The sequence below is a fragment of the Paraburkholderia phenoliruptrix genome, assembly GCF_047325075.1.
GTDB lineage: Bacteria > Pseudomonadota > Gammaproteobacteria > Burkholderiales > Burkholderiaceae > Paraburkholderia > Paraburkholderia phenoliruptrix.
The window spans coordinates 2,933,681-2,958,276 of the sequence record NZ_CP168531.1; the positions used below are offsets into that span (position 1 = coordinate 2,933,681).

Annotated in this window: 3 protein-coding genes; all 3 read right to left on the reverse strand. The window is 67.3% G+C overall.

Annotation, left to right across the window (positions count from 1 at the left end; all coding sequences use genetic code 11):
- Positions 1-5: 5 nt before the first annotated feature.
- Positions 6-2,201 carry a TonB-dependent siderophore receptor gene (locus ACEN8U_RS25135; protein WP_310110491.1) on the reverse strand — a complete coding sequence of 732 codons (2,196 nt, stop codon included), beginning with the start codon at positions 2,199-2,201 and terminating at the stop codon, positions 6-8.
- Between the two features lie 217 nt (positions 2,202-2,418).
- Positions 2,419-8,070 carry an amino acid adenylation domain-containing protein gene (locus ACEN8U_RS25140; protein ID WP_413657757.1) on the reverse strand — a complete coding sequence of 1,884 codons (5,652 nt, stop codon included), beginning with the start codon at positions 8,068-8,070 and terminating at the stop codon, positions 2,419-2,421.
- A gap of 152 nt (positions 8,071-8,222) precedes the next feature.
- Complete coding sequence (locus ACEN8U_RS25145) at positions 8,223-24,578, reverse strand: amino acid adenylation domain-containing protein (protein ID WP_413657759.1); 16,356 nt, start codon at positions 24,576-24,578, stop codon at positions 8,223-8,225.
- Positions 24,579-24,596 lie beyond the last annotated feature (18 nt).

A 24,596-nucleotide genomic window follows, 5' to 3' on the forward strand; every position in this document is an offset into this window, starting at 1 on the left:
GGCCATCACCATTGGTAACGCGCCGTCCCGAGCACGGTGCGCGTCGCGCCCCAGTAGCACACCGCCGCGGTCGTGCAGTAGGAGATGTACTCGCGGTCGAACACGTTGTTCAGATTGAGCGACAGGCGCCAGTTCTGGATGTCGTAATGCGCGCCCACATCGACCAGCACGCGCCCAGGCACCGTGAACGTGTTGGCTGCATCGCCCGCTGAACTGCTCATGTAACGCACCCCGGAACCGACGCCGAAGTTGCGCAGCGGTCCGCGATGGAACGTGTAATCGGCCCACAGCGAAGCCGTATTGCGCGGTGCGATGGTCGGGCGCTTGCCCAGATTGATCATCGTGCTGTTCGTTACCTCCTGATTCAGGTAGGTGTACGAAGCGATCACTTTCACGTCTGGGGTGAGATTCGCGTGCGCTTCGAATTCGAGACCGCGCGAGCGGATCTGGCCGGTTTGCACCGCGTTGGTCGGATGGTTCGGATCGGTCACCGACACGTTGTCCTGCGTCAGCGTGAACGCGGCCAGCGAGAAGAAGCCGTCGAACCACTTCGGCTGATAGCGCACGCCCGCCTCGACCTGGCGCCCTCTCGTCGGCGAGAACGGTGCACCGGAATACGTCGCGCCGAGCACCGGCTGGAACGAGCGCGAATAGCTGAGATAGGGCGCGATGCCGTTCTCGAACTCATAAGCAAGTCCGGCGCGCCAGGTGAACGCGTGATCGTTCGAATGGTAGGTCGTGCCGGCGCCCGTCGTGAGCGAAGTGGTTTGCTGATTGCCGCCCGTCCAGTCCTCGCGCACGCCGAACGTCAGCACCCAGTTGCGCCAACGCGCTTCGTCCTGCGCATACAGGCCGACCGTGCTCAACGAATAATCGAGGCGCGTGTTGGCCTGCTGCGTCGGCAGCGACGCGAAGTTCGGGTTGTACAGATCGACTGTGCCGAGCACGGAATTGCCTTCCGTGTCGCCGAGCATCGAGCGCTGATAGTCGAGACCGAACAGCAGCGTGTGCTGGACCTGCCCCGTCGTCACCTTCGCCTGCGCGTGCGTGTCGACCTGGAATTGCGTGTAGTGCTCGTTGTCGACGTTGCCCCACATCGACACGGTGCGCTGATTGGCGCCGAGCGCGCTCGTCACCGAAGTCTGGTAGTAATGCTGGTCGATGTGCAGATAGCGCAAGTTCTGCGACACGCTGATCTTGTCGTTGATCGCGTGGTCGAACTGATAGCCGAACCAGTACTGCGTGCGATGCATGCCGTCGCGGTCCGGATCGCCGAAATATCTGTCCGGCCCGAGCTGACCGTTCGGGTTACTAAACAGTGTTGCACCTGCCGGCACGGGATTGAACAGGCCGCCGTTCGGGTCGCGCTGAAAACTGCCCTGCAGCGTGAACGTCGTGTCGCGGTTCGGGCGGATCGTGACCGAAGGTGCAATGGCAAGCCGCTGGTCCTTGATCTCGCTGACCTGCGTCTCCGCCGTGCGGGCCACGCCTGTGACGCGGTACAGCACGGTGCCGTTCGCGTCGACGGGACCGCTCAGGTCGAAGCCCAGTTGGTAGTTATTGTGGTTGCCGATCTGCATCATCACTTCGTGATACGGCTGCTCCATCGGCAGCTTGCTCACGTAGTTGACGAGACCGCCCGGACTGCCCTGCCCGTACAGCACGGACGCGGGACCGTGCAGCACTTCCATGCGCTCCATGAAGTAAGGGTCGATGCGCGGCGTCGCGAAACGCGGCGACTGGTACAGATGCAGCCCGTCCAGATACGAGTCGAGCGTGAAGCCGCGACCGTACAGTTGATCGAAGCGGATGTCGGTGCCGTCCTGCGAGTAGACGCCCGGCGTGTAGCGCAGCGCCTGGTCGACGGTCTGCGCGCCCTGATCGTCCATCTGCTGACGCGTGATGACGGACACGCTCTGCGGATTCGTGAGCAACGAGGCATCCGTCTTGGTGCCGGTCATCGAGCGTTTGGCGACATAGCCGACGCCCGGCCCTTGCGGATCTTCAGCAGAGCTACGCACCTGAACAGCGGGCAATTCCTTCGCCGCGCCGGTGCCGGTGCCGGAGGCCGCAGGCGGCGATTCCTGCGCGTGCGCGCCGGCGCCGGCCAAAGCCAGTATCGAAGCGACGTAGATCGGGCGCAGACGCGGCACACCGCGCGCGCGCAAAGCACTGCATTTCGCTGCCTTCTCAAACTTCATTCTTCTTGATCCCCATTCTTCTATCCCCGTGTCATGCGCGGCGTGTGGACGCCGTTTCCGGCGCCCCGTGATTTTCTCAAGTTGGCATCGTAACGTAAACAATAATCGTTCGCATTCAATGATGGAGGTTCGTGTTGAAAGGTGAGATAGGGCGGCGGGCGCGAAGGCTCGGGTAACTCGCCCGCTCAAATGCGAGCGGTCCCGGCTCAAGACGCGCTCACCCCTCACCTTCGCGGCCTTGTGGCAGCGCTTCTCCGAAGCACTGCGCAAGCTGCATCGCCAGCAGCGGATGGTGGACGATGCTCGAATGGCTCGCGTCGACGTCGAACTGATGCAGCCGGCCACGCGTGTGTTCCGCCCACGCCATCCTGCGTCGCGAATCGCCGACGCGCAGCGCGCGCCACACATGCAGGTCGCAGCCGATCCGCGGCAACGCATGCCGCGCCATCAAGCTCGCATGCAGGGCGTCGGCTGCGAGGGCGTCTCCGAGCAGAGACGGCTGCGCTTCTTCAAGCAGCGCGAGCGCGGACGCGGGCGCAGTGTCGTCGGCGGCGACGCGGTTGGCGTCGGCAGACCCGGCGCCCTCCTCCCGGTGCGTCGCAGTATCGACAATGCCGACGAACGACACGCCCTTGCCGCGCCGCTCGGCATGGTCCGCGATGGCGATGGCGAGCCGGCCGCCGAAGGACCAGCCGAGCAGCGCGTAGTTGCCGTGCGGCTGCAGCGTTTCAATACAGTCGGCGTAATGCGCGGCGAGCGCCTCAAAAGTATTGCCTTGCCACGGCTCGCCGCGCAACGCGGGCGCCTGGATCGCGATGAGACTCACGCGACCGTTGAGCGCCTGAGCCAGCGTGCGGTACTCGCCGACCATGCCGTAGCCCGGGTGCAGGCAGAACAGCGTGGCGGGCGCGCCGAGCGCATTCAGCGGGACGGCCGCCGACGGCGCGGCGAGAGCGCGGGCGTGCGCGGCTTGCGGCCGGCGTCGCCCGAACCAGGCCGCGAGTGCGTCGGCGGATGGCGCGGGCAGGCTTGCCTCATAGACGGCGCGCGCAGTCCAGCTCGCCGCGACCGCATCGTGCCGTGCGAGTCTTTCGAGCGGCTCGGGAACGGGCCGCCGCCGCGTGGGCGCCTCGGCTTCCGGCGTGGCGGTGCGCAGATGTGCCACCAGGTCGCCCACCGCGGATTCGAACGACGCGAACAGTTGTTCCGCAAGCGCATCGGATATGAACTGCGGTGCGTAGCCCCAGTTCAGTGCAAGCGAATCGCCGGCAATCCAGACGTTGATGTCGAGCGCGCGATCCGGCAGCTTTGCACGAGGCGCGATGGCGTCGCCCGACGCTTCGGTGGCGAAGCCAAAGCGGCTTGTCCGGTCGAAGGTTTGATCGAAGCGGCCCAGATAGTTGAAGGCGATCTCCGGCGTCGGCAACGCGCGTAGCGCCGACCGGCTTGCGGCATCCGCGCAACAGGCGAGCAGTCCCCAGCCGAGTCCGCGCAGCGGCACGGCCGCAAGACGCTCGCGCACGCGCAGCAACGCGTCCCCAGCGTGCGTGCCGCGCGGCAGCGCGAGCGGATACTGGGTCGTGAACCAGCCCACGGTGCGGCTCAGGTCCACGCCGTCAATCACATCCTCGCGACCGTGGCCTTCGAGCTCGATCAGCACTTCGTCACGCGACACCCTATCGCCGACGGCGCGCGCAAGCGCCGCAAGCAGCACTTCGTCGACGCGCATGCGATACGCGCGCGGTGCTTCGCGCACGAGCGAGACGGTCAGTTCTGGCGAGAGCTTTTTGAGCAGCGTCTTTTGCGGTTGCGGCTCCGGGGCGAGCGCCTGGAACAGCGGGCCGGCTTGCAAGGCGGGCGCGTCGAGTATGGTTTGCCACCATGCGAGTTCCGCCACGCGTTCTGATGATTCGGCGTACTGATGAAGCGCACGCACCCACGCACGCCATGGCATCGATGGCGCGGGGAGCTGGATCGGTTCGGCCCGTTCGGCCTGCTCGTACGCGCTTTGCAGTTCTTCGAGCAGCACGCGCCACGACACGCCGTCCACCGACAGGTGGTGAATCGCGATCAGCACGCGCGTCTCGTCCGGTGTCTCGAAGTGGCCGACGCGCCACACCGGTCCCTGCACGATATCGAGGCTCGACTGGATCCGCTCACAGGCAGCCTTCAGGTCTGCTAACGAGCCGAGCGTTTCATGGCGAACGACCGCGGTCTGCGGCGTCGGCGAAGTGTGCGCAGCGTCAGCCACCTGCTGCCACGCCCCTGCCTCCTGCACGAACCGCAAACGCAGCGCATCGTGACGCGCCTGCAGCGCCGCCACCGCACGCTCCAGTGCCTCGGGCACGAGCCGCCCCTTCACCTTCAGCAGCACCGCCTGGTTCCAGTGCGATTCCCCGTGCGGATAGCGCTCGAAGAACAGCCGCTGGATCGGCGTCAAGCCGAGCGCGGCGCCGTCGTCGGGTGCGTGAGCACCGGGCGCATCCAGCCGCTGTGCGCGCTGCGCGAGCGCGGCCACCGTCGGATGCTCGAAGATCTGCCGCGGCGTGAGCCGCCAGCCCGCCTCGCGTGCGCGCGCGATGATCTGCAGGCTCTGGATCGAATCGCCGCCCGCCTCGAAGAAGTTCTCCGTCACGCCCAGATCGTCACGCCCGAGCACGGCGCTCCAGATCGACAGCAGCGCGGATTCGACTTCGTTGGCCGGCGCCACGCGCTCGCGTGCTTCGGCCCGCGGCGCCGGCAGCGCGGCGCGGTCGAGCTTGCCGTTGGGCATCCACGGCAGCCTGGCGAGCACCGTCACCGACGACGGCACCATGTAGCCCGGCAGCTTCTGTTCAAGTTCGCGTTGCAGATGGGCGGCGTCGGGCGTGTGCGCGGCTGTTGCGCTGGCGTCTGCTATTTCGCCGCCACCCGACACATACGCCGCGAGCCGCTGCTTCTGCCCTTCGCCGACGACCATCACCGCGGCCTCGCGCACGCCCTCGCACTGGCGCAGCACCGCCTCGATCTCGCCCAGCTCGATGCGCTGCCCGCGCAGCTTCACCTGCTGGTCCAGCCGTCCGAGGAATTCCACCGTACCATCCGCGCGCATCCGGCACAGGTCGCCGCTGCGGTACACGCGCGCACCCGGCTCCCCATACGGGTCAGGCACGAAGCGCTCCGCGGTGAGCCCTGCGCGCCCCAGATAGCCGCGCGCCACCGTCGGCCCGCCGATGCACAGTTCGCCGAGGCCGCCCACCGGCGCTTCGTCGCCGAACGTATCCAGCACGCGCGCGGTTCGCCCCGGATACGGACGGCCGATCGGCACCGTCACCTGGTTCACGTCCCCGGCCTCGGTGCGGCGGTACAGCGCGGCCACGGTCGTCTCGGTCGGGCCGTACAGGTTATCGAGCCGGATGCCGGCGAGCGGCCCGTCGCGCCAGCGTGCGAGCGCATCGCCCGGCAGTGCCTCGCCGCCCACCGTCACCTGACGCAGCGCGAGCTGTTCGCGCGGCGGCGCATGGCGCTGCCACTGCTGCCACAGCGCCGTCGGAATGCGCGCGAACGTCACGCGGCGTGTTACCAGCCGCTCGCTCAAGGTTTGCAGATCCCATGGCTGCACCCCGCGCATTTCCACCGTCGCGCCGCGCAGCAGCGCGGGCAGCGTTTCGTGCAGCGCCACGTCGAAGTTGATCGTCGACGAATGCAGCACCGTGTCCGCTTCGTTGATGCCGTAAGTCGCAAGGAAGTCCTGCAGATGGGTCCACAATGCGCCGTGGCTTACCGCAACGCCCTTGGGCCGACCGGTCGAGCCCGAGGTGTAGAGCACGTAGGCGAGCTGCTCGGGGTGGAGTGTGAGGTCGGTGTGGCGCGTTGCATCCGCCGGTGCCCCCAAAGCTGCCGCCCCTCCCATCGAGCCGACGTCGACCACTTCACACTGCGCCAGCACGCCAGCAACGCGTCCGGCACTGGATGCGTCTGCAACCACCTGCACAATGCCCGCATCGTCGATCATCTGCGCGAGCCGCGCAGCGGGATACTCCGGATCGAGCGGCACAAACGCACCACCCGAGCGGATGATCCCCAGCAGCGCTGCAATCAGCGCCGGCCCGCGCGCGACGCACAGTCCCACGCGCCGCTCCGCGCCCGCGCCTCGCGCGATGAGCCGTGCTGCGAGGGTCGATGACCATGCATCCAGTTCCGCATAGGTGAGCGACGCATCCTCACAGCGCAGCGCAAGCGCCTGCGGCGTGCGCCTCGCCTGCGCTGCCAGGGCCATCCCGAGGGATTCGAATGGATACTTCTGCAGCGGCTTCGCTTCACGCTGCATGGGCAGCACCAGCGCTCCAACCCGCTGCTGCACGCCGTCGGTCATCTGCGTCAGCACTGCTTCGTACTGCGATGCAATCCGCTCGACGGTGCTCGCGTCAAACACGTCAGTGGCATAGTTAAACATCAGGCGCAAACCGTGACCATCGTCGACCACGTTCAGCACCAGGTCGAAACGCGCCGTATCGGTGCCGCCCGCCTCCGGCTCGACGACGAGTCCGGGCATTGCAACGGATGCTTCCCTCGTCGCCTGCTCCAGGTTGAACAAGACCTGAAACAGCGGCGAGCGTCCGAGATCGCGCTCGATCCGCAACGCGTCGAGAATGCGACCGAATGGCGCTGCCTGGTGCGAATGCGCTTCAAGCACGCGCGCGTGCAATTGCGACAACAACGTCGCACACTGCATGCCGCCGTCGACGTCCACGTCGATCACGAGCGTGTTGACGAAGAACCCGATCAAGCCCTCTGTTTCACTGCGTTGCCGCCCCGCCGAAGGCACGCCGATCCGCACGCCCGACTGACCGCCGTAGCGATACAACAGCGCTGCGTAAGCGGCGAGCAGCACGGCAAAAAGCGTCGTGCGCCGAGTACGCGCGAGGTCGCGCAAACGGTCTGCGAGCGCTGCGCCGACGTCGCGTCTGACACGCCCACCTTCAATGCCGCGCACTGCCGCGCGTGGCCGGTCGAGAGGCAGCTCGAGCGCGGGACGCCCGATACCCAGGCGCTTCGTCCAGTACGCGAGATCGTCGGCGAGCGCGCCCTCCTGCCATTCGTTCTGCCACGCCGCGACATCGCCGAAATGGAGATCGAGCGGCGGCAACGCGCGAGCCAGCGCCGCGTCTTCGCCGGTCAATGCCGCGCGGTACAGCGCCGCCAGGTCGCGAACGAGCAGCGCTTGCGACCAGCCGTCCGACACGATGTGATGAACCCCGACCGACAATGCATAGCACTCCACATCGATGGCAACGAGATCGACACGCAGCAGTGGACCTTGAACGAGATCGAACGGCTCGCGCGCGACAGTCCGCAACAGGTCGCGCAGTTGCGCAGGATCGCGCAGCGCGTGCTCGCGCCAAAGGTAGTGGGTCTCGTCGGCGATGCACTGCGCCACGACGCCGCGCGTCTCGACGAAGCGCGTGCGCAATGCGCCGTGACGCGCGACGAGCGCATCGAACGCCCGGCGCAACGCGCGCACGTCGAGACGCCCTGTCAACCGGAGCGCACGCGACAGGTTATAGGCGGGGTTGAGCGGATCGAGCTTCCAGAGGAACCAGAGGCGCTCCTGCGCGGGCGCAAGCGGGTAGGTCGCCGATTCCGCAGACGAAGCGGCAATCGCTGGCGCCTCATCGACAGCATCCGCTCCGTGTGACAGCGGAACAATCGGCAGCCGCGCAGGATCGATGCCCTGCTCGCGGGCCTTCTCTCGAAAGCGGCGCCGACGCTCGGGCGACAGCGCCGCGTATTTGCGCGAGATGGTGAGCGCCTGGCTCGACGGATCGGTGTGCGCAGCGGAGAAAGCATCCGCTGGTTCGTTCGGTTCTTTGCGAATGGGAGTCAGCATGGTGTCAATATGTAGCGGTCAGAGCGTGCTTTGCCGCGGCGCGCAGTATTCGTGTTTGATCGAAGCGAAGCGAAGCAAAGCAACGCGGGCAGAAGCCGGGATCGATGTCCATACATATGGCATCGACACAAGCCAGCTTCCGCGCGCCGATTTCATTCGAGCTCATCGAACAACTCATCGAGCGCCTGCAACTCATCACCCGTCACTCCACGCGGCGACATCGCGCGCCCGGCCTCGTCTTCGACAGGAGGAAAAAGCAACGCCGCCAACAGTGCCGGCGTCGGGCAGTCGAACAGCGCGGCCAGCGCGACCTTGCGGCCGAGCTGCTCCGACAATCTCGCGACGAGGCGCACGGCCGCAAGCGAATGTCCGCCGAGCGCGAAGAAGTCGCCGTCCGCGCCGACCCGCGCGAGCCCGAGCACGTCGCCGAAAAGCCGTGCAATCAGCCTTTCTGTTTCGCCCGACGGTTCGACCCATGCGATGTCTGCCGTGGGCATCGCCTCGAAGCGCAGGAGCGCGTTGCGATCGAGCTTGCCGTTCGCGGTGCGCGGCAATGCGTTGGTCACATGGAACGCAGCTGGAATCATGTAGCCAGGCAGACGCGCGGCCAGCGCCTGACGCCAGCCGGCAGGCACCGCATGCGCTTCGCCTGCGGCCTCGGGAACGACATACGCAACGAGCTTCGCCTCGGCATCGCCCGCGCCCGGTGCCAGCGCAACCGCCGCGTCGAGCACACCGTCGCAGCCGCGCAGTGCCGCCTCGATCTCCCCGAGTTCGATGCGGTAGCCGCGCAGTTTGACCTGCTGGTCGATGCGGCCGAGACACTCGAATTCGCCGTCGAGCCGCTCGCGGCCCATGTCGCCCGTGCGATACATGCGCGCGCCAGGCGGCCCGTACGGGTCCGGCACGAAGCGCTCAGCAGTGAGGCCCGGGCGGCCCAGATAACCGCGCGCGAGATTGTCTCCGCCGATGCAGAGTTCGCCGATGCCGCCTTGCGGCGTCAACTGCCCGGTCGCGTCGACGATACGCAGCGCGTTCGCATGCAACGCGCGGCCTACCGTGATAGGGCTGTCCTGCGGCACGCGGGCGCAGCTCGACCAGATCGTCGTCTCCGTGGGGCCGTACAGATTCCATAATTCGACGCCGCGTTTCGCAAGCTGCGCCGCCAGGTCGGCAGGCAGCGGCTCGCCACCCGCAATGCCCGTCAGCCTTCGGCGCGACGCCCCACGCCAACCCGCTTCGATCAGAAGACGCCAGCCGGAGGGCGTCGCCTGCATGAATGTGGCGCCGCTTTCATCGATAAGCCGGGCCAGCGCGACGCCGTCCGCCACCGTCTGCACGTCGGCTAGTTCGACGCACGCGCCTCTCGTCAACGGCAGGCAGAACTCGAGCAGGGAGATATCGAACGACGGCGTGGTGACCGACAATAGTATGTCATCCTGATTAAGTCCCGGCGCGATGCCGACGCTCGCGAGCAGCCGCGCCAGCGCGCCGTGGGAAATCGCGACACCTTTGGGCCGCCCTGTCGAACCCGAGGTATAGATCACATAAGCCAGCTGCGATGCGTCGCACGGCAACGCGGGTAATGCTGCGCTCGCTGCATTACCCGCCAGGGCTTGTGCGTCTCCCACCGCTTGCACCGTTCCCGCTTCCAGCACAATGCGACTGTCGAGCACGCTGCCGAGCCGTGCGCGGCCTTCCTCATCCACGATGACACGCGTCACGCCTGCGTCGTCCAGCATGTCGGCAAGACGCCCGGCGGGGAACGAAGGGTCGAGGGGAACGTAAGCCGCGCCGCTCCTCCACACCCCGAGCATGCTTGCGATCAGCGCTGGCGAGCGGCGCATGCAGACCGCAACGCGCTCTTCCCGTGCGACGCCGTTCGCACGCAGGCGCGCGTCGATTGCCGCGGACCAGCGAGCGAGCGTCGCGTAGTCGAACGCCTCGCCGTTTTGCCGGACTGCGATCCGCTGCGGCACGCGCGCCGCCTCAACCGCAAAGCGCTCGTGACACGCGCGCCATGCGGGCAGCGACGCGAGCAACGGCTCCGCGGGCAAGCCACTGCGCCGCACCGCGAGTTCGCCGACGAAACGCGGCGCGCACTCTCCTTCATCGGCGAGTTGCTCAAGCAGCGCGAGGTAGTGCCGCTGCAACTGCTCCATCTGCGCGTGCGCGAGACGGCGGCTGTCCCACTGCCATTGCAGTTGGATGCGCGTGGCCGGCAGAATCGTGAGCGTGAGCGGATAGTGCGTCCGCTCGAACGAATCCACGCGGTCGATACGCAGCGCACCGACCTCCGTGGATGCCGCACGAGCGGCGACCGGGTAGTTTTCGAAAACGATGAGAGTATCGAACAGCGCGTCGCCGCTGCGGCCCGCCCACTGCTGCAACGACGCGAGCGGCGTATGTTCGACCTCGCGCATCTGCAGGTTGTATGACTGCAATGCGCCGAGCCACGCCGGCACGCTCATGTCACCGGGCACCGTCGCGAGTACCGGCAAACTGTTGATAAAGAGTCCGAACATTTCGTCCGCACCTGGCAACGACGTCGGCCGGCCGGCTACCGTCACGCCGAACGCGACGGAAGCCTTGCCGCTCAATCGCGCCAGCAGCACGGCCCACGCCCCCTGCATCAGCGTATTCAGGGTCACGCGATGCCGCTGGGCGGCACGGCGCACTCGCGCATCGAGCGTCGCGTCGAGTTCGAGCGCGATCTTAGGCGACGCGGCCAACGGTGGTTGCGGCAGTTCAGCCGCGGTTGCGCGCGCCGCCGTGTCGCGCGGCGCGGCGAGGCTCGCCGTCAGAGTGCCGAAATCGTCAGCAGCTTCGAGACGCCTCATCCACCACTCGCGCGGATCGGGCTGCGCCGCGAGCCATTCGACATAACGCCGGTACGACGGCGGCATGCTTTGCGCCGGATGCGCGCAAACGCCCAATGTACGCTCGTAGTCGTCGAACACCTCGGCGAGAAGCCGTGCTCCGCTCCAGCCGTCCGTCAGCACGTGGTGATGCGTGCGCACGAGATCGAAGCGGCCATCCGGACGCCGGAAGACATTCACGCGCATGAGCGGCGCGCGCGACGGATCGATACCCGCGGCGACATCGGCCGATCTCCACCTGCCAAGACATGCATCGTAGTCCTCTTCATTGCGCCAGTCGTGCACCGCGAAAGGGAGCACGGCCTCACGCTGCACGATCTGCAGCGCAGACTCGCCATGACGCCACTCGAAGCGCGTGCGCAGCATGTCGTGCCGCGCGACGGCGGCCTGCCACGCAGCGCGCAGTGCTGTCGCATCGAGGCGGTCATCGAGCGTCAGTTGCACCTGGTTGACGTAGACGCCTTCTCCCTGCTGCAGTTCGCTGTGGTAGAGCAGCCCTTGCTGCAGGGGCGTGGCCGGGTAGATGTCGGCGACGCCGCCAAGCGCCAGGTTCAACGCACGCAACTGCCGCTGATCGAGGCCCGACAGCGGGAAGTCCGAAGCCGTCGCGCCCGGCGGCGCAGCAAGGCAGTGCGCAATCAGCGCGTCGACCTGCTGGCCGAAGGCCGCGACGATGCGCTCGACGTTTTCGCGGTCGATTCGTGCCGGGTCGTAGCGCCAGCGCAGCAGCAACGTTTCGCCGGTAACGATGCCGTTCAGGTCGAGCGCATAGTCGAGGCGCGCGCCCTCGCCGTAGCTGCTGCCGGCGTCCTCGGAACTGAAGGCGAAGCGCGACGCCGGGTCGAACGACTGATCGAAGCGCCCCAGATAGTTGAAGCTGATGGCTGGACGCGGCCGCATGCGGCTCGCGTCGAGCAATCCCCAATGCAACCCCTTGTTCGGTACAGCGCGCACGCGCTCCTTCACCGCAACCAGCGCGTCACCGGGCGCCGCCGATGCGGCGGGCAGTGCGACCGGGAAACGCGTCGTGAACCAGCCCACGGTGCGGCTCAGATCGGCGCCGTCGATTACGTCCTCACGGCCGTGGCCTTCCAGTTCCACGGCGATTTCCGCGGCGCCGCTCCATGCGCCGAGCGCCTGCGCGAGCGCGGCGAGCAGCAGTTCGTCGACCCGCGTCCGATAGGCACGCGACGCGTTGTGCAACAGGTCGCGTGTGCGGCTTGCATCGAGTGTCCAGTCTATCGTGCCGCTTTCGGCCACCCGCGTGCCGGCAGGCGGGCGCAACGGAAGTTCCGACGCAGCCTGAGTCTCCCTCAGCGCGTCATCCCACCAACTTGCTTCGGACTGCACAGCTTCTGATTGAGAATACTGATGAAGCGCACGAACCCACGCACGCCATGGCATCGATGGCGCGGGGAGCTGGATCGGTTCGGCCCGTTCGGCCTGCTCGTACGCAGTTTGCAGTTCTTCGAGCAGCACGCGCCACGACACGCCGTCCACCGACAGGTGGTGAATCGCGATCAGCACGCGCGTCTCGTCCGGTGTCTCGAAGTGGCCGACGCGCCACACCGGTCCCTGCACGATATCGAGGCTCGACTGGATGCGCTCACAGGCAGCCTTCAGGTCTGCTAACGAGCCGAGCGTTTCATGGCGAACGACCGCGGTCTGCGGCGTCGGCGAAGTGTGCGCAGCGTCAGCCACCTGCTGCCACGCCCCTGCCTCCTGCACGAACCGCAAACGCAGCGCATCGTGACGCGCCCCCAGCGCCGCCACCGCACGCTCCAGTGCCTCGGGCACGAGCCGCCCCTTCACCTTCAGCAGCACCGCCTGGTTCCAGTGCGATTCCCCGTGCGGATAGCGCTCGAAGAACAGCCGCTGGATCGGCGTCAAGCCGAGCGCGGCGCCGTCGTCGGGTGCGTGAGCACCGGGCGCATCCAGCCGCTGTGCGCGCTGCGCGAGCGCGGCCACCGTCGGATGCTCGAAGATCTGCCGCGGCGTGAGCCGCCAGCCCGCCTCGCGTGCGCGCGCGATGATCTGCAGGCTCTGGATCGAATCGCCGCCCGCCTCGAAGAAGTTCTCCGTCACGCCCAGATCGTCACGCCCGAGCACGGCGCTCCAGATCGACAGCAGCGCGGATTCGACTTCGTTGGCCGGCGCCACGCGCTCGCGTGCTTCGGCCCGCGGCGCCGGCAGCGCGGCGCGGTCGAGCTTGCCGTTGGGCATCCACGGCAGCCTGGCGAGCACCGTCACCGACGACGGCACCATGTAGCCCGGCAGCTTCTGTTCAAGTTCGCGTTGCAGATGGGCGGCGTCGGGCGTGTGCGCGGCTGTTGCGCTGGCGTCTGCTATTTCGCCGCCACCCGCCACATACGCCGCGAGCCGCTGCTTCTGCCCTTCGCCGACGACCATCACCGCGGCCTCGCGCACGCCCTCGCACTGGCGCAGCACCGCCTCGATCTCGCCCAGCTCGATGCGCTGCCCGCGCAGCTTCACCTGCTGGTCCAGCCGTCCGAGGAATTCCACCGTACCATCCGCGCGCATCCGGCACAGGTCGCCGCTGCGGTACACGCGCGCGCCCGGCTCCCCATACGGGTCATGCACGAAGCGCTCCGCGGTGAGCCCCGCGCGCCCCAGATAGCCGCGCGCCACCGTCGGCCCGCCGATGCACAGTTCGCCGAGGCCGCCCACCGGCGCTTCGTCGCCGAACGTATCCAGCACGCGCGCGGTTCGCCCCGGATACGGACGGCCGATCGGCACCGTCACCTGGTTCACGTCCCCGGCCTCGGTGCGGCGGTACAGCGCGGCCACGGTCGTCTCGGTCGGGCCGTACAGGTTATCGAGCCGGATGCCGGCGAGCGGCCCGTCGCGCCAGCGTGCGAGCGCATCGCCCGGCAGTGCCTCGCCGCCCACCGTCACCTGACGCAGCGCGAGCTGTTCGCGCGGCGGCGCATGGCGCTGCCACTGCTGCCACAGCGCCGTCGGAATGCGCGCGAACGTCACGCGGCGTGTTACCAGCCGCTCGCTCAAGGTTTGCAGATCCCATGGCTGCACCCCGCGCATTTCCACCGTCGCGCCGCGCAGCAGCGCGGGCAGCGTTTCGTGCAGCGCCACGTCGAAGTTGATCGTCGACGAATGCAGCACCGTGTCCGCTTCGTTGATGCCGTAAGTCGCAAGGAAGTCCTGCAGATGGGTCCACAATGCGCCGTGGCTTACCGCAACGCCCTTGGGCCGACCGGTCGAGCCCGAGGTGTAGAGCACGTAGGCGAGCTGCTCGGGGTGGAGTGTGAGGTCGGTGTGGCGCGTTGCATCCGCCGGTGCCCCCAAAGCTGCCGCCCCTGCCATCGAGCCGACGTCGACCACTTCACACTGCGCCAGCACGCCAGCAACGCGTCCGGCACTGGATGCGTCTGCAACCACCTGCACAATGCCCGCATCGTCGATCATCTGCGCGAGCCGCGCAGCGGGATACTCCGGATCGAGCGGCACAAACGCACCACCCGAGCGGATGATCCCGACGAGCGCTGCAATCAGCGCCGGCCCGCGCGCGACGCACAGTCCCACGCGCCGCTCCGCGCCCGCGCCTCGCGCGATGAGCCGTGCTGCGAGGGTCGATGACCACACCTCCAGCTGCGCATAGGTGAGCGACGCATCCTCACAGCGCAGCGCAAGCGCCTGCGGCGTGCGCCTCGCCTGCGCTGCCAGTGCCACCCCCAGGGATTCGAATGGATACTTCTGCAGCGGCTTCGCTTCACGCTGCATGGGCAGCACCAGCGCTCCGACGCGCTTCTGCACGCCGTCGGTCATCTGCGTCAGCATTGCTTCGTACTGCGATGCGATTGTCTCCACTGTGTCCCGATCGATCCGCTCGCCGTTCCACGCCCATTCGAGCGCAAACGTCCGCCCGCGCGGAATGATCGCGAGCGCCAGCGGGTAATGCGTCGGGTCGACGGACTCGACGGCCTCCACCTTCAGGCTCGCGTCGCCGTGGCGAGCGGCATCGACCGGATAGTTTTCAAACACGACGATGCTGTCGAACAGTGCATCGCCGCTGCGTCCACTCCATTGCTGCACGCGCGCGAGCGGCGTGTGTTCGTACTGGCGCAGCTCGGTCAGCTCGCCTTGCAGCTTGCGCAACCATGCGCCGAGCTCGGCGTCGGCATCGACATGGACGCATACGGGCAGCGTATTGATGAAAAGCCCGAGCATTCGCTCGACGTCGGGCAGATGCGCAGGCCGTCCCGCGAACGTGGTGCCGTAGGCTACGCCGCGCCGATGCCCATAGCGTGAGAGCAGCACGGCCCACGCGCCCTGCATGAGCGTGTTGAGCGTAATCTCGTGACGACGTGCCGTGGCCTGCAAACGCGCGACAAGTGCCTCGTCCAGCGCGCGGCGCCGCGCATGGGCACCCGGTTCGGTCGCGTGTGGCTCGGCGAGACTTGCGATGAGCGTTACCGGATCGTCGGCACGCGCGGCCCACGCACGCCACCATGCTTCGGTCGCGGGATCGTCGGCCGCCTCGCGAATCCACTCGACGTAGCGGCGATACGGCGGTGCCGCGTTGAACACGGTAGCCGTGCCACCCGTGCGCGATCGATAGTCGTGCAGAATTTCGGCGAACAGCAGCGACACGCTCCAGCCGTCGAGCAGCAGATGATGATGCGTCCACACAAGGTCGGCGGTACGCGCATCGCGGATGAACAGCGCGACCCGCATGAGCGGCGCCGTGTCTGGCGCGATGCCGTCCGCGAGATCGTGCGTTCGCCATTGGGCAAGGCGCGCATCGTAATCCGCCGCGGCGGACCAGTCATGCACCTGGAACGGCAGCGCGAGCTTGCGATGAACGATCTGCATGACCGCGCCGCCGTGCTGCCACGCAAAATGCGTGCGCAAAATCGCATGACGTTCGAGTGCAGCCTGCCACGCAGCCTGCATCGCGGCGACATCGAGCGCCCCCGAGAGCGTCGCGCGCATCTGGTTGAGATAAGCGCCCTGCCCGGCATCTGCGAGCGCGTGGTAAAGCAAACCGCTCTGCAGCGGCGTCGCCGGATAAACATCTTCGATATGCTCGGGTGCGAGGCCGAGCGCTCGCCATGCATCGGACGACGCGGGACCATCGGCACGCGGCAGAGCTACCGCTGCAATGGACGATGACGCGGCGGACTCCGCCCGCAGCGGTTGCGCCGCGCGCGCAAGCTGCTGCACAGTCGGCGCTTCGAACACCATACGGGGCGTGATGTGCAAGCCTGCATCACGCGCTTTCGACACGATTTGCAGGCTCAAAATAGAATCGCCGCCGATCACGAAGAAATTGTCGCTCACGCCGATATCGTCGCGGCGCAACACTGTGCGCCACACGGATAGCAATGCGGCCTCTGCCGGCGTCGATGCAGTGACGGTCTGCGTAGCATGAGAGACGGCCTCCGGCGCAGGCAGCGCGCGGCGATCGAGCTTGCCGTTGGGCGTCAGCGGAAAGCGCCCGAGTTCCACATACGACGACGGCACCATATGCGCGGGCAGACGCGCAGCGAGCCACGCCTGCCAACGCGCGGGATCGCCCGTATGCGGTTCGCCGCGCGGCACCACGTAGGCGACGAGGCGCCGGTCACCCGCACTGGTGTTCGCATCGCCGGACACGAGCACAGCCGCATCGCGCACCTCGGGATGGCCCAGCAGTGCCGCCTGAATCTCGCCGAGCTCGATGCGAAAGCCGCGGATCTTCACCTGGTCGTCGTTGCGGCCCAGGCATTCGAGGTCGCCGTCGGCCAGGCGCCGAGCAAGATCGCCCGAGCGATACAGACGCGCACCCGGCGCACCATACGGGTCCGGCACGAAGCGCTGCGCCGTCAGCGCCGCGCGGCCGAGATAGCCGCGCGCAAGCCCCGCGCCGCCCACATACAGTTCGCCCACCGCGCCAGGCGGCACGCAGTTCAGATCCGCGTCGAGCACGTGCAGCGCGAGGTCGTCGAGCGGCGCGCCGATCACACTGCGCGCCTCGCGTAGCGACGCTTCATCCAGCGCGCGATGCGTCACGTGCACCGTCGTTTCGGTGATGCCGTACATGTTCACGAGCGCCGGCAGCACGCCCTGACGACGCGCGCCGTCCGCCCATCGCGCGAGCGACGCAGGCTCCAGACGCTCGCCGCCGAAGATCACCGCGCGCAGCGACGCGAGCGTGTTGCCTTCGTCGGCCTGCGTCAGTTGCGCGAAGGCCGAAGGCGTCTGGTTCAGCACCGTCACGCGCTGCTCGCGCAGCAGCGCATGAAAGGCAGCTGGTTCGCGCGTGCTCCAGTGCGGCACGATGACAAGTCGCGCGCCATGCACCAGCGCGCCGAAAATCTCCCACACGGAGAAGTCGAACGCGTACGAATGGAACAGGGTCCAGACGTCTGCTGCGCTGAAGGCGAAGTGGGACTGTGTGGCGTCAAAGAGGCGCGCGACGTTTTCGTGCGTGATGCCCACGCCTTTGGGCACGCCCGTCGAACCGGATGTGTAGATCACGTAGGCAAGTTGTTGTGGATGCGGTTGCGGATCAGCTTCGGCATCGCGTGGCTCCTCACCGCGCACCGTATCGCGCGACGCCACAGCATCGAGCGTAGGCCGCGCGCCGAACAGCGCCGCATGCTGCGCGAGGCTCGGCGCATCGGCGACGATCAGCCGCAACTGCGCATCGTCGATGATATGTGCAAGACGCTCAGCCGGATACGAAGGATCCAGCGGCACATAGGCCGCGCCCGCGCGCAGCACGCCGAGCAGCGATGCGACGAGCGCCGCCGAGCGCTGCAATGCGACGCCCACGCGCACTTCCGCGCTCGCGCCGCGGCGCTTCAATTCATGTGCAATCGCGCGAGACCATGCATCCAGCTGCGCATAGGTCACATGTTCATCGCCATCGACGAGTGCAACCGCATCGGGTCGCTCGCGCGCCTGCAACGCAATCCGCGTAGTGATCGGCTCGTAGCCAAACGCGGCCGGCATAGAAGGCGTTTCCCGCTCACTTAGCTCTCCAAACTGAAACGACGCAATTCGCGCATCCGGTGCCGTAGCCCACTGCTCGAGCAATCCGTTGAAATGACGTGCGAGCCGTTCGATGGTCGACGCGTCGAACACATCGGTCGCGTACGTGAAGGTCAGATCGAACGCACCGCCAGCCGCCTCTGCGATGTTCAGCATCAGATCGAACTGCGCCTCGCCGTTGTCGACTTCCTGCACGGACACGCGCACATCGTCGCCGAACGATGTCGTCAAATCGTGGCGCTGCTGCTGATTCACGAGCACCTGAAACAATGGCGTCTGCGTCAGCTCGCGCTCAGGCTGCACGGTTTTGACGACACTCGCAAACGGCACCTCCTGGTTTGCGTAGGCGCCAAGCAGCCGCTCGCGCACCTCGTCGATCAGTTGCACTGCACGCATCTCGCCGCGCGGTGTGGTACGCACCACCACGGTATTGACGAAAAAGCCGGCGACATTCGCTGCGCCCGGCTGCTCGCGACCTGCGAGCGGCACGCCGAGGCGGATGTCGGACTGGCCCGAGTATCGGTAGAGCAATGCGCCGAATGCGGCCAGAAGCGTCATGAAGGGCGTCGCGCGATGCGCACTCGCGAGCGCACGCAGCGCATTGGCTGTGCCGGCCGGAACACGCGTGCGATGGCGCGCGCCAGCCGCACGACTCGTGCCGCTGCGGACGCGATCGTAGGGCAACGCGAGCGTGGCGGGGCACTCGTCGTCGGTCGCGAGCGCGGCACGCCACCACGCGAGTTGGGCGGCCTCGCGCTCCGGCGTCAGCTGCGCCGCGCGCGCGGCGATCAGCTCGCGGTACGCGGTCGCCGCGGTCACCGCAACATGCGCAGCGTCGATGGCCGCTTCCACTGAACCGGTACCGCACGCCGTGCAATGTTCGCGGTAGAGCCGCGCAAAGTCGGCGAACAACAAGCCCACCGACCAGTCGTCGCTGACGATGTGATGCAGTACCAGATGCAGCACATGACGATCGTCGGCGACGCGCACGAGCGTCGCGCGTATCGGCGGCTCGCCGTTCAGGTCAAAGGGCACGCGCACGAGCGCGGCAAGACATGCGGCAAGCGCTTCGTCCATGGTTTCGTTGCTCGCGTTGGTATCGTGAGCGCGGCGCGGCAGCTCGATCACGCGAATTTCGCTGCCGCTCGTTGCGTCGATGCGCTGAAACGGAACGCCCTCCACTTCGCCGAAACGCAGGCGCAATGCCGGATGCCGCTGGACCAGCGCGCTGAATGCAGCACGGAGCGCGCGGACATCGAGGCGGCCGTCAAAACGCAGCGCACCGTTGACGTGATATGCCGCGCTCCGCGGGTCGAGCTTCCACAGGAACCACAAGCTTTGCTGCGACGGCGACAGCGGAATCGGTGCGCTCAGGTCGACCTGAGCGGCAGCGGCCCCAGGTGCGGGTTGGATTGCGTTAGTGCTCAGGTGTCCTTGTCGTACTTCGTCTGCCTGTTCCGCCTGCACACGCAACAGTCGTGCAAAATCGTCGAGCCGCGGATGCTCGAACACCGCGCGCAATGCCGGCGCGTCGCCGAACTCCGCCCTCACTGCCGAAACGACACGCACGGCCAGCAGCGAATGTCCGCCGAGCTGAAAGAAATCGTCGACCGCACCGACGCGCTCCACCCCCAACACCTGTTGCCAGATCGCGGCAACTCGCGCTTCCGTTTTGTCGCGCGGAGCCGCGTAGGACGCACTGCCCACCGCGTTCGCCACCGCCCCCGGCGCAGGCAGCGCGCGGCGATCGAGCTTGCCGTTGGGCGTCAGCGGAAAGCGCCCGAGTTCCACATACGACGACGGCACCATATGCGCGGGCAGACGCGCAGCGAGCCACGCCTGCCAGCGCGCGGGATCGCCCGTATGCGGTTCGCCGCGCGGCACCACGTAGGCGACGAGGCGCCGGTCACCCGCGCTGGTGTTCGCATCGCCGGACACGAGCACAGCCGCATCGCGCACCTCGGGATGGCCCAGCAGTGCCGCCTGAATCTCGCCGAGCTCGATGCGAAAGCCGCGGATCTTCACCTGGTCGTCGTTGCGGCCCAGATATTCGAGGTCGCCGTCGGGCAGGCGCCGCGCGAGATCGCCCGAGCGATACAGACGCGCACCCGGCGCACCATACGGGTCCGGCACGAAGCGCTGCGCCGTCAGCGCCGCGCGGCCGAGATAGCCGCGCGCAAGCCCCGCGCCGCCCACATACAGTTCGCCCACCGCGCCAGGCGGCACGCAGTTCAGATCCGCGTCGAGCACGTGCAGCGCGAGGTCGTCGAGCGGCGCGCCGATCACACTGCGCGCCTCGCGTAGCGACGCTTCATCCAGCGCGCGATGCGTCACGTGCACCGTCGTTTCGGTGATGCCGTACATGTTCACGAGCGCCGGCAGCACGCCCTGGCGACGCGCACCGTCCGCCCATCGCGCGAGCGACGCAGGCTCCAGACGCTCGCCGCCGAAGATCACCGCGCGCAGCGACGCGAGCGTGTTGCCTTCGTCGGCTTGCGTCAGTTGCGTGAAGGCCGAAGGCGTCTGGTTCAGCACCGTCACGCGCTGCTCGCGCAGCAGCGCATGAAAGGCGGCCGGTTCGCGCGTGCTCCAGTGCGGCACGATGACAAGTCGCGCGCCATGCACCAGCGCGCCGAAAATTTCCCACACGGAGAAGTCGAACGCGTACGAATGGAACAGGGTCCAGACGTCTGCCGCGCTGAAGGCGAAGTGGGACTGTGTGGCGTCGAAGAGGCGCGTGACGTTTTCGTGTGTGATGCCCACGCCTTTGGGCACGCCCGTCGAACCGGATGTGTAGATCACGTAGGCGAGCTGCTGCGGATGCGGTTGCGGATCGACTTCGGCATCGCGTGGCTCCTCACCGCGCACCGTATCGCGCGACGCCGCCGCATCGAGCGTAGGCCGCGCGCCGAACAGCGCCGCATGCTGCGCGAGGCTCGGCGCATCGGCGACGATCAGCCGCAACTGCGCATCGTCGATGATATGTGCAAGACGCTCAGCCGGATACGAAGGATCCAGCGGCACATAGGCCGCGCCCGCGCGCAGCACGCCGAGCAGCGATGCGACGAGCGCCGCCGAGCGCTGCAATGCGACGCCCACGCGCACTTCCGCGCTCGCGCCGCGGCGCTTCAATTCATGTGCAATCGCGCGAGACCATGCATCCAGCTGCGCATAGGTCACATGTTCATCGCCATCGACGAGTGCAACCGCATCGGGTCGCTCGCGCGCCTGCAACGCAATCCGCGTAGTGATCGGCTCGTAGCCAAACGCGGTCGCGCGCGCCACATTTAAATTTGGAGTGCGATCAATTAGCAGATCGCGCACCCGCACATCGGATCCATGACTGTCGACGAGCGCGGCCGCGAGACAATCCAGCATCCGCTCGAAATAGGCTGCAACACGAGTCAATCCGTCCGCCGACACGTGCGCCGCATGCCGATGCCACTCGAGCCTCAGCGTGTCGCCGCCACCAACGTGACGAGGCGCGACAACCAGCATCAACGGCAGGTGACTGCGGTTGTATGTCTCCACGGCGCGCACGCGTGGGACGCCGCCACGGGTGGACAGCACACCGAGTGCGTCGTCGAGCGGATAGTTTTCAAACACGATCAGACTGTCGAACAGTGCATCGACGCTCGCGCCTGCCCATTGCTGCAAGCTCGCCAGCGGCGTGTGCTCGACGTCGCGCAACTCCACGTTACGCCGCTGCAGCGCGGCAAGCCACCCGCGCACCGGCGCATGAGATTCGACGTCGATCCACAGCGGCAGACTGTTGATGAAGAGCCCGACCATCGATTGCACATCCGGCAACTCGACAGGACGGCCTGAGACCGTCATGCCGAACGCGACTTGCGCACGCCCCGAGAAACGCGCGAGCACGAGCGCCCACGCTGCCTGCACGAGCGTGCTCAGTGTGACTTGCGCGCGCTGTGCGGCGCGCTTCAGGCGCGCGTGCGAGGCTCCGTCGATCTCGCGAATCAGCGCTTTTGCCACGGCCCCCACGGCGCCGTCCTCCGGCGATGGCCGCATCAGACTACCGAGCGCATCGGCGAGCCGCGCCGGGTCCTCGCGCGTCGCGAGGCGTGCGCGCCAGAACGGCGCCGTATCGGGCTGGCGGCGCAGCCAGCGGACATAATCGCCATAAGGCGCGCCGGGCGACGCATCGCCAGCGCCGCCCGCTTCCATCGCCGCATACGCGCGCGCGACTTCGGTCACGACCTGGGCGGTACTCCAGCCGTCCGTCAGCGCGTGATGATGAGTCCACAGAAGGTCGTGCGCGCCGTCGGGACGCTCGAACACATCGACGCGCATCAGCGGTGCGACGCCCGGCTCGAAGCCGCGCGCGACGAGCGCCTCGCGAGCGGCGTCATAGCCCGCCTCATACTGTGCGTCTGCCGACGCGGTCGCCGCTGCAACCGGCACACTGCCGGCATGTACGTCGAACGGCATGCGTACCTGCCGCTCGACGACCTGCAACGGCTCGGCGCCGGCCGGCCATACGAAACGCGTGCGCAAGACCGGATGACGGGCGATCACCGCCTGCCAGGCCGCGCACATCGTATCGATGTTCAGCGCGTCGATCGTGAGGCGTAGTTGCGATACGTACATGCCCGGCTCGCCGTCGAGCATTCCCTGAAACAGCAGACCCTGCTGCATCGGCGTGGCGGGATAGACCGCATCGACCGCATCGCGCGAGACGCCGGCCTGTTCGAACCAGAGAGCGTCGTCGTGAGATGTTATGGATAACGAATTATGTGAAAAGGAATGCGTATGTTGTGCTGCGGCCATTGGCGCAGCGGTTGCCCGCAACGCCACCGCAACGCGCGCCGCCGCCTCGATCGTCGGATAATCGAACATCTGCTTGGGCGTGAGCTTGAACCCCGCGGCGCGCGCCTTCGCAATGATCTGCAGACTGAGAATCGAATCCCCGCCGATCTCGAAGTAATTGTCAGTGACGCCCACGTCCTCGCGTTTGAGCACAAGCTTCCAGATGCCGGCGAGCGTGCGTTCGGTATCGTTGCGCGGTTCCACGCACGCGGCATGCGCGACCTTGTCGTGCTGCGGCACCGGCAACGCGGCACGGTCGATTTTGCCGTTCGCGGTGAGCGGCAGCGCGGGCAACACCTGGAGCGACGTCGGCACCATGTAGTCCGGCAATTCCGCGGCAAGACGCGCACGGATCGCGTCGACGTCGAGCAACTCGCCGGAACTGAGCCAGGCGACGAGGCGCGGCGCCGCGTCTTCGTTATCTGCATGCGCGATCACTACGGCATCGCGCACGCCTGGCTCGGCGCGCAGGCGCGCGGCGATCTCTTCCGGCTCGACGCGAAAGCCGCGAATCTTCACCTGATCGTCGAGACGGCCGAGGAATACGAAGTCACCGTCCGGCAGACGGCGGCTTCGGTCGCCCGTCCGGTAAAGCCGTGCGCCGTGGCCATTCGGATCCGGCACGAAGCGCTCGGCGGTCAGCGACGGCCGGTTCAGATAACCATCGGCGAGACTCGCGCCGCCGATGCACAGCTCGCCCGCCGCGCCTTTCGGCACCGCGTTGCCGTGCGCATCGACGATACGTGCGTCAACGTGTGCGAGGGGCTTGCCTAGCGGCAGAGTCGCCGTGCGGCTTTGCGCGCCGCCACGCGTGAGTACACCGACAGCCGTCTCGGTCGGTCCGTAGTGATTGATCAACCTGCATTCGGGACGCAACGTCGCAATGCGCTCGGCGAGACGCGTCGGCGCGGGTTCCCCGCCCATCACGAGACACCGGCGCGGCAACGCCCGCTCAGGCCGCTGCGCCTGCAACAACGCGTCGAGATGGCTCGGCACGATTTTCAGCAGATCGACGGCATGCGCGTGCATGTAAGCCGCGAACGCGTCGGGATCGGCGGCGGTTTCCGCGTCGATCAGATGAAGCGTCCAGCCGTGCCACAGCGCGCCGAACAAGGACGTGTGACCGAGATCGGCGGCGGGCGTCGACAGATAAGCCGCGCTTGCAATGCCGTCGGGTAGGCGCTCCGAGACGCCGCGCAGATACGCGGCGAGCGCGCCGTGGCTGAGCACGACGCCCTTCGGGCGGCCAGTGGAGCCCGACGTATAGATCACGTAGGCGGGCCACGCGAGCATGATGTCGTCGGCTTGCGGATCCGGAACGATGCGTTCGCATTGATCGACGGCCGCGGTGCTCGCGCTGAATGCGCGCAACGCATGGGGGTTCAGTGCCGCCGCACCTTCGGGCAGCCACGCAGGCGTGCGGGCATGCATCGCAGACTCCGTTGCCTCAAGCGTCACCGCTACGCGCGCGCTGCAGTCCTCGGCCTGCCAGCGCAGACGCGCCTCGGGCAACGCCGGATCGAGCGGCACGTAGCACGCTCGCACACGCCAGACGGCGAGAATCGACGCGACGAACGCCGCGCAGCGCGGCAACGCGAGCACCACGCGATCGCCTGGCCGCACGTCTGCGTCGACAAGCGCTGCGGCAAGCCGGCCCGACCAGGCCCACACATCGCGCCACGAGAGCGGCCCTGCACTGTCGACGAGCGCAACGGCGTCCGGCCGTTCGATGGCAAACCGCGCGATGCGCGCAGGCATAAAGTCGGTGTCGAAATGGATGGCTTGCATGGTGTCCGTGGTGTGATC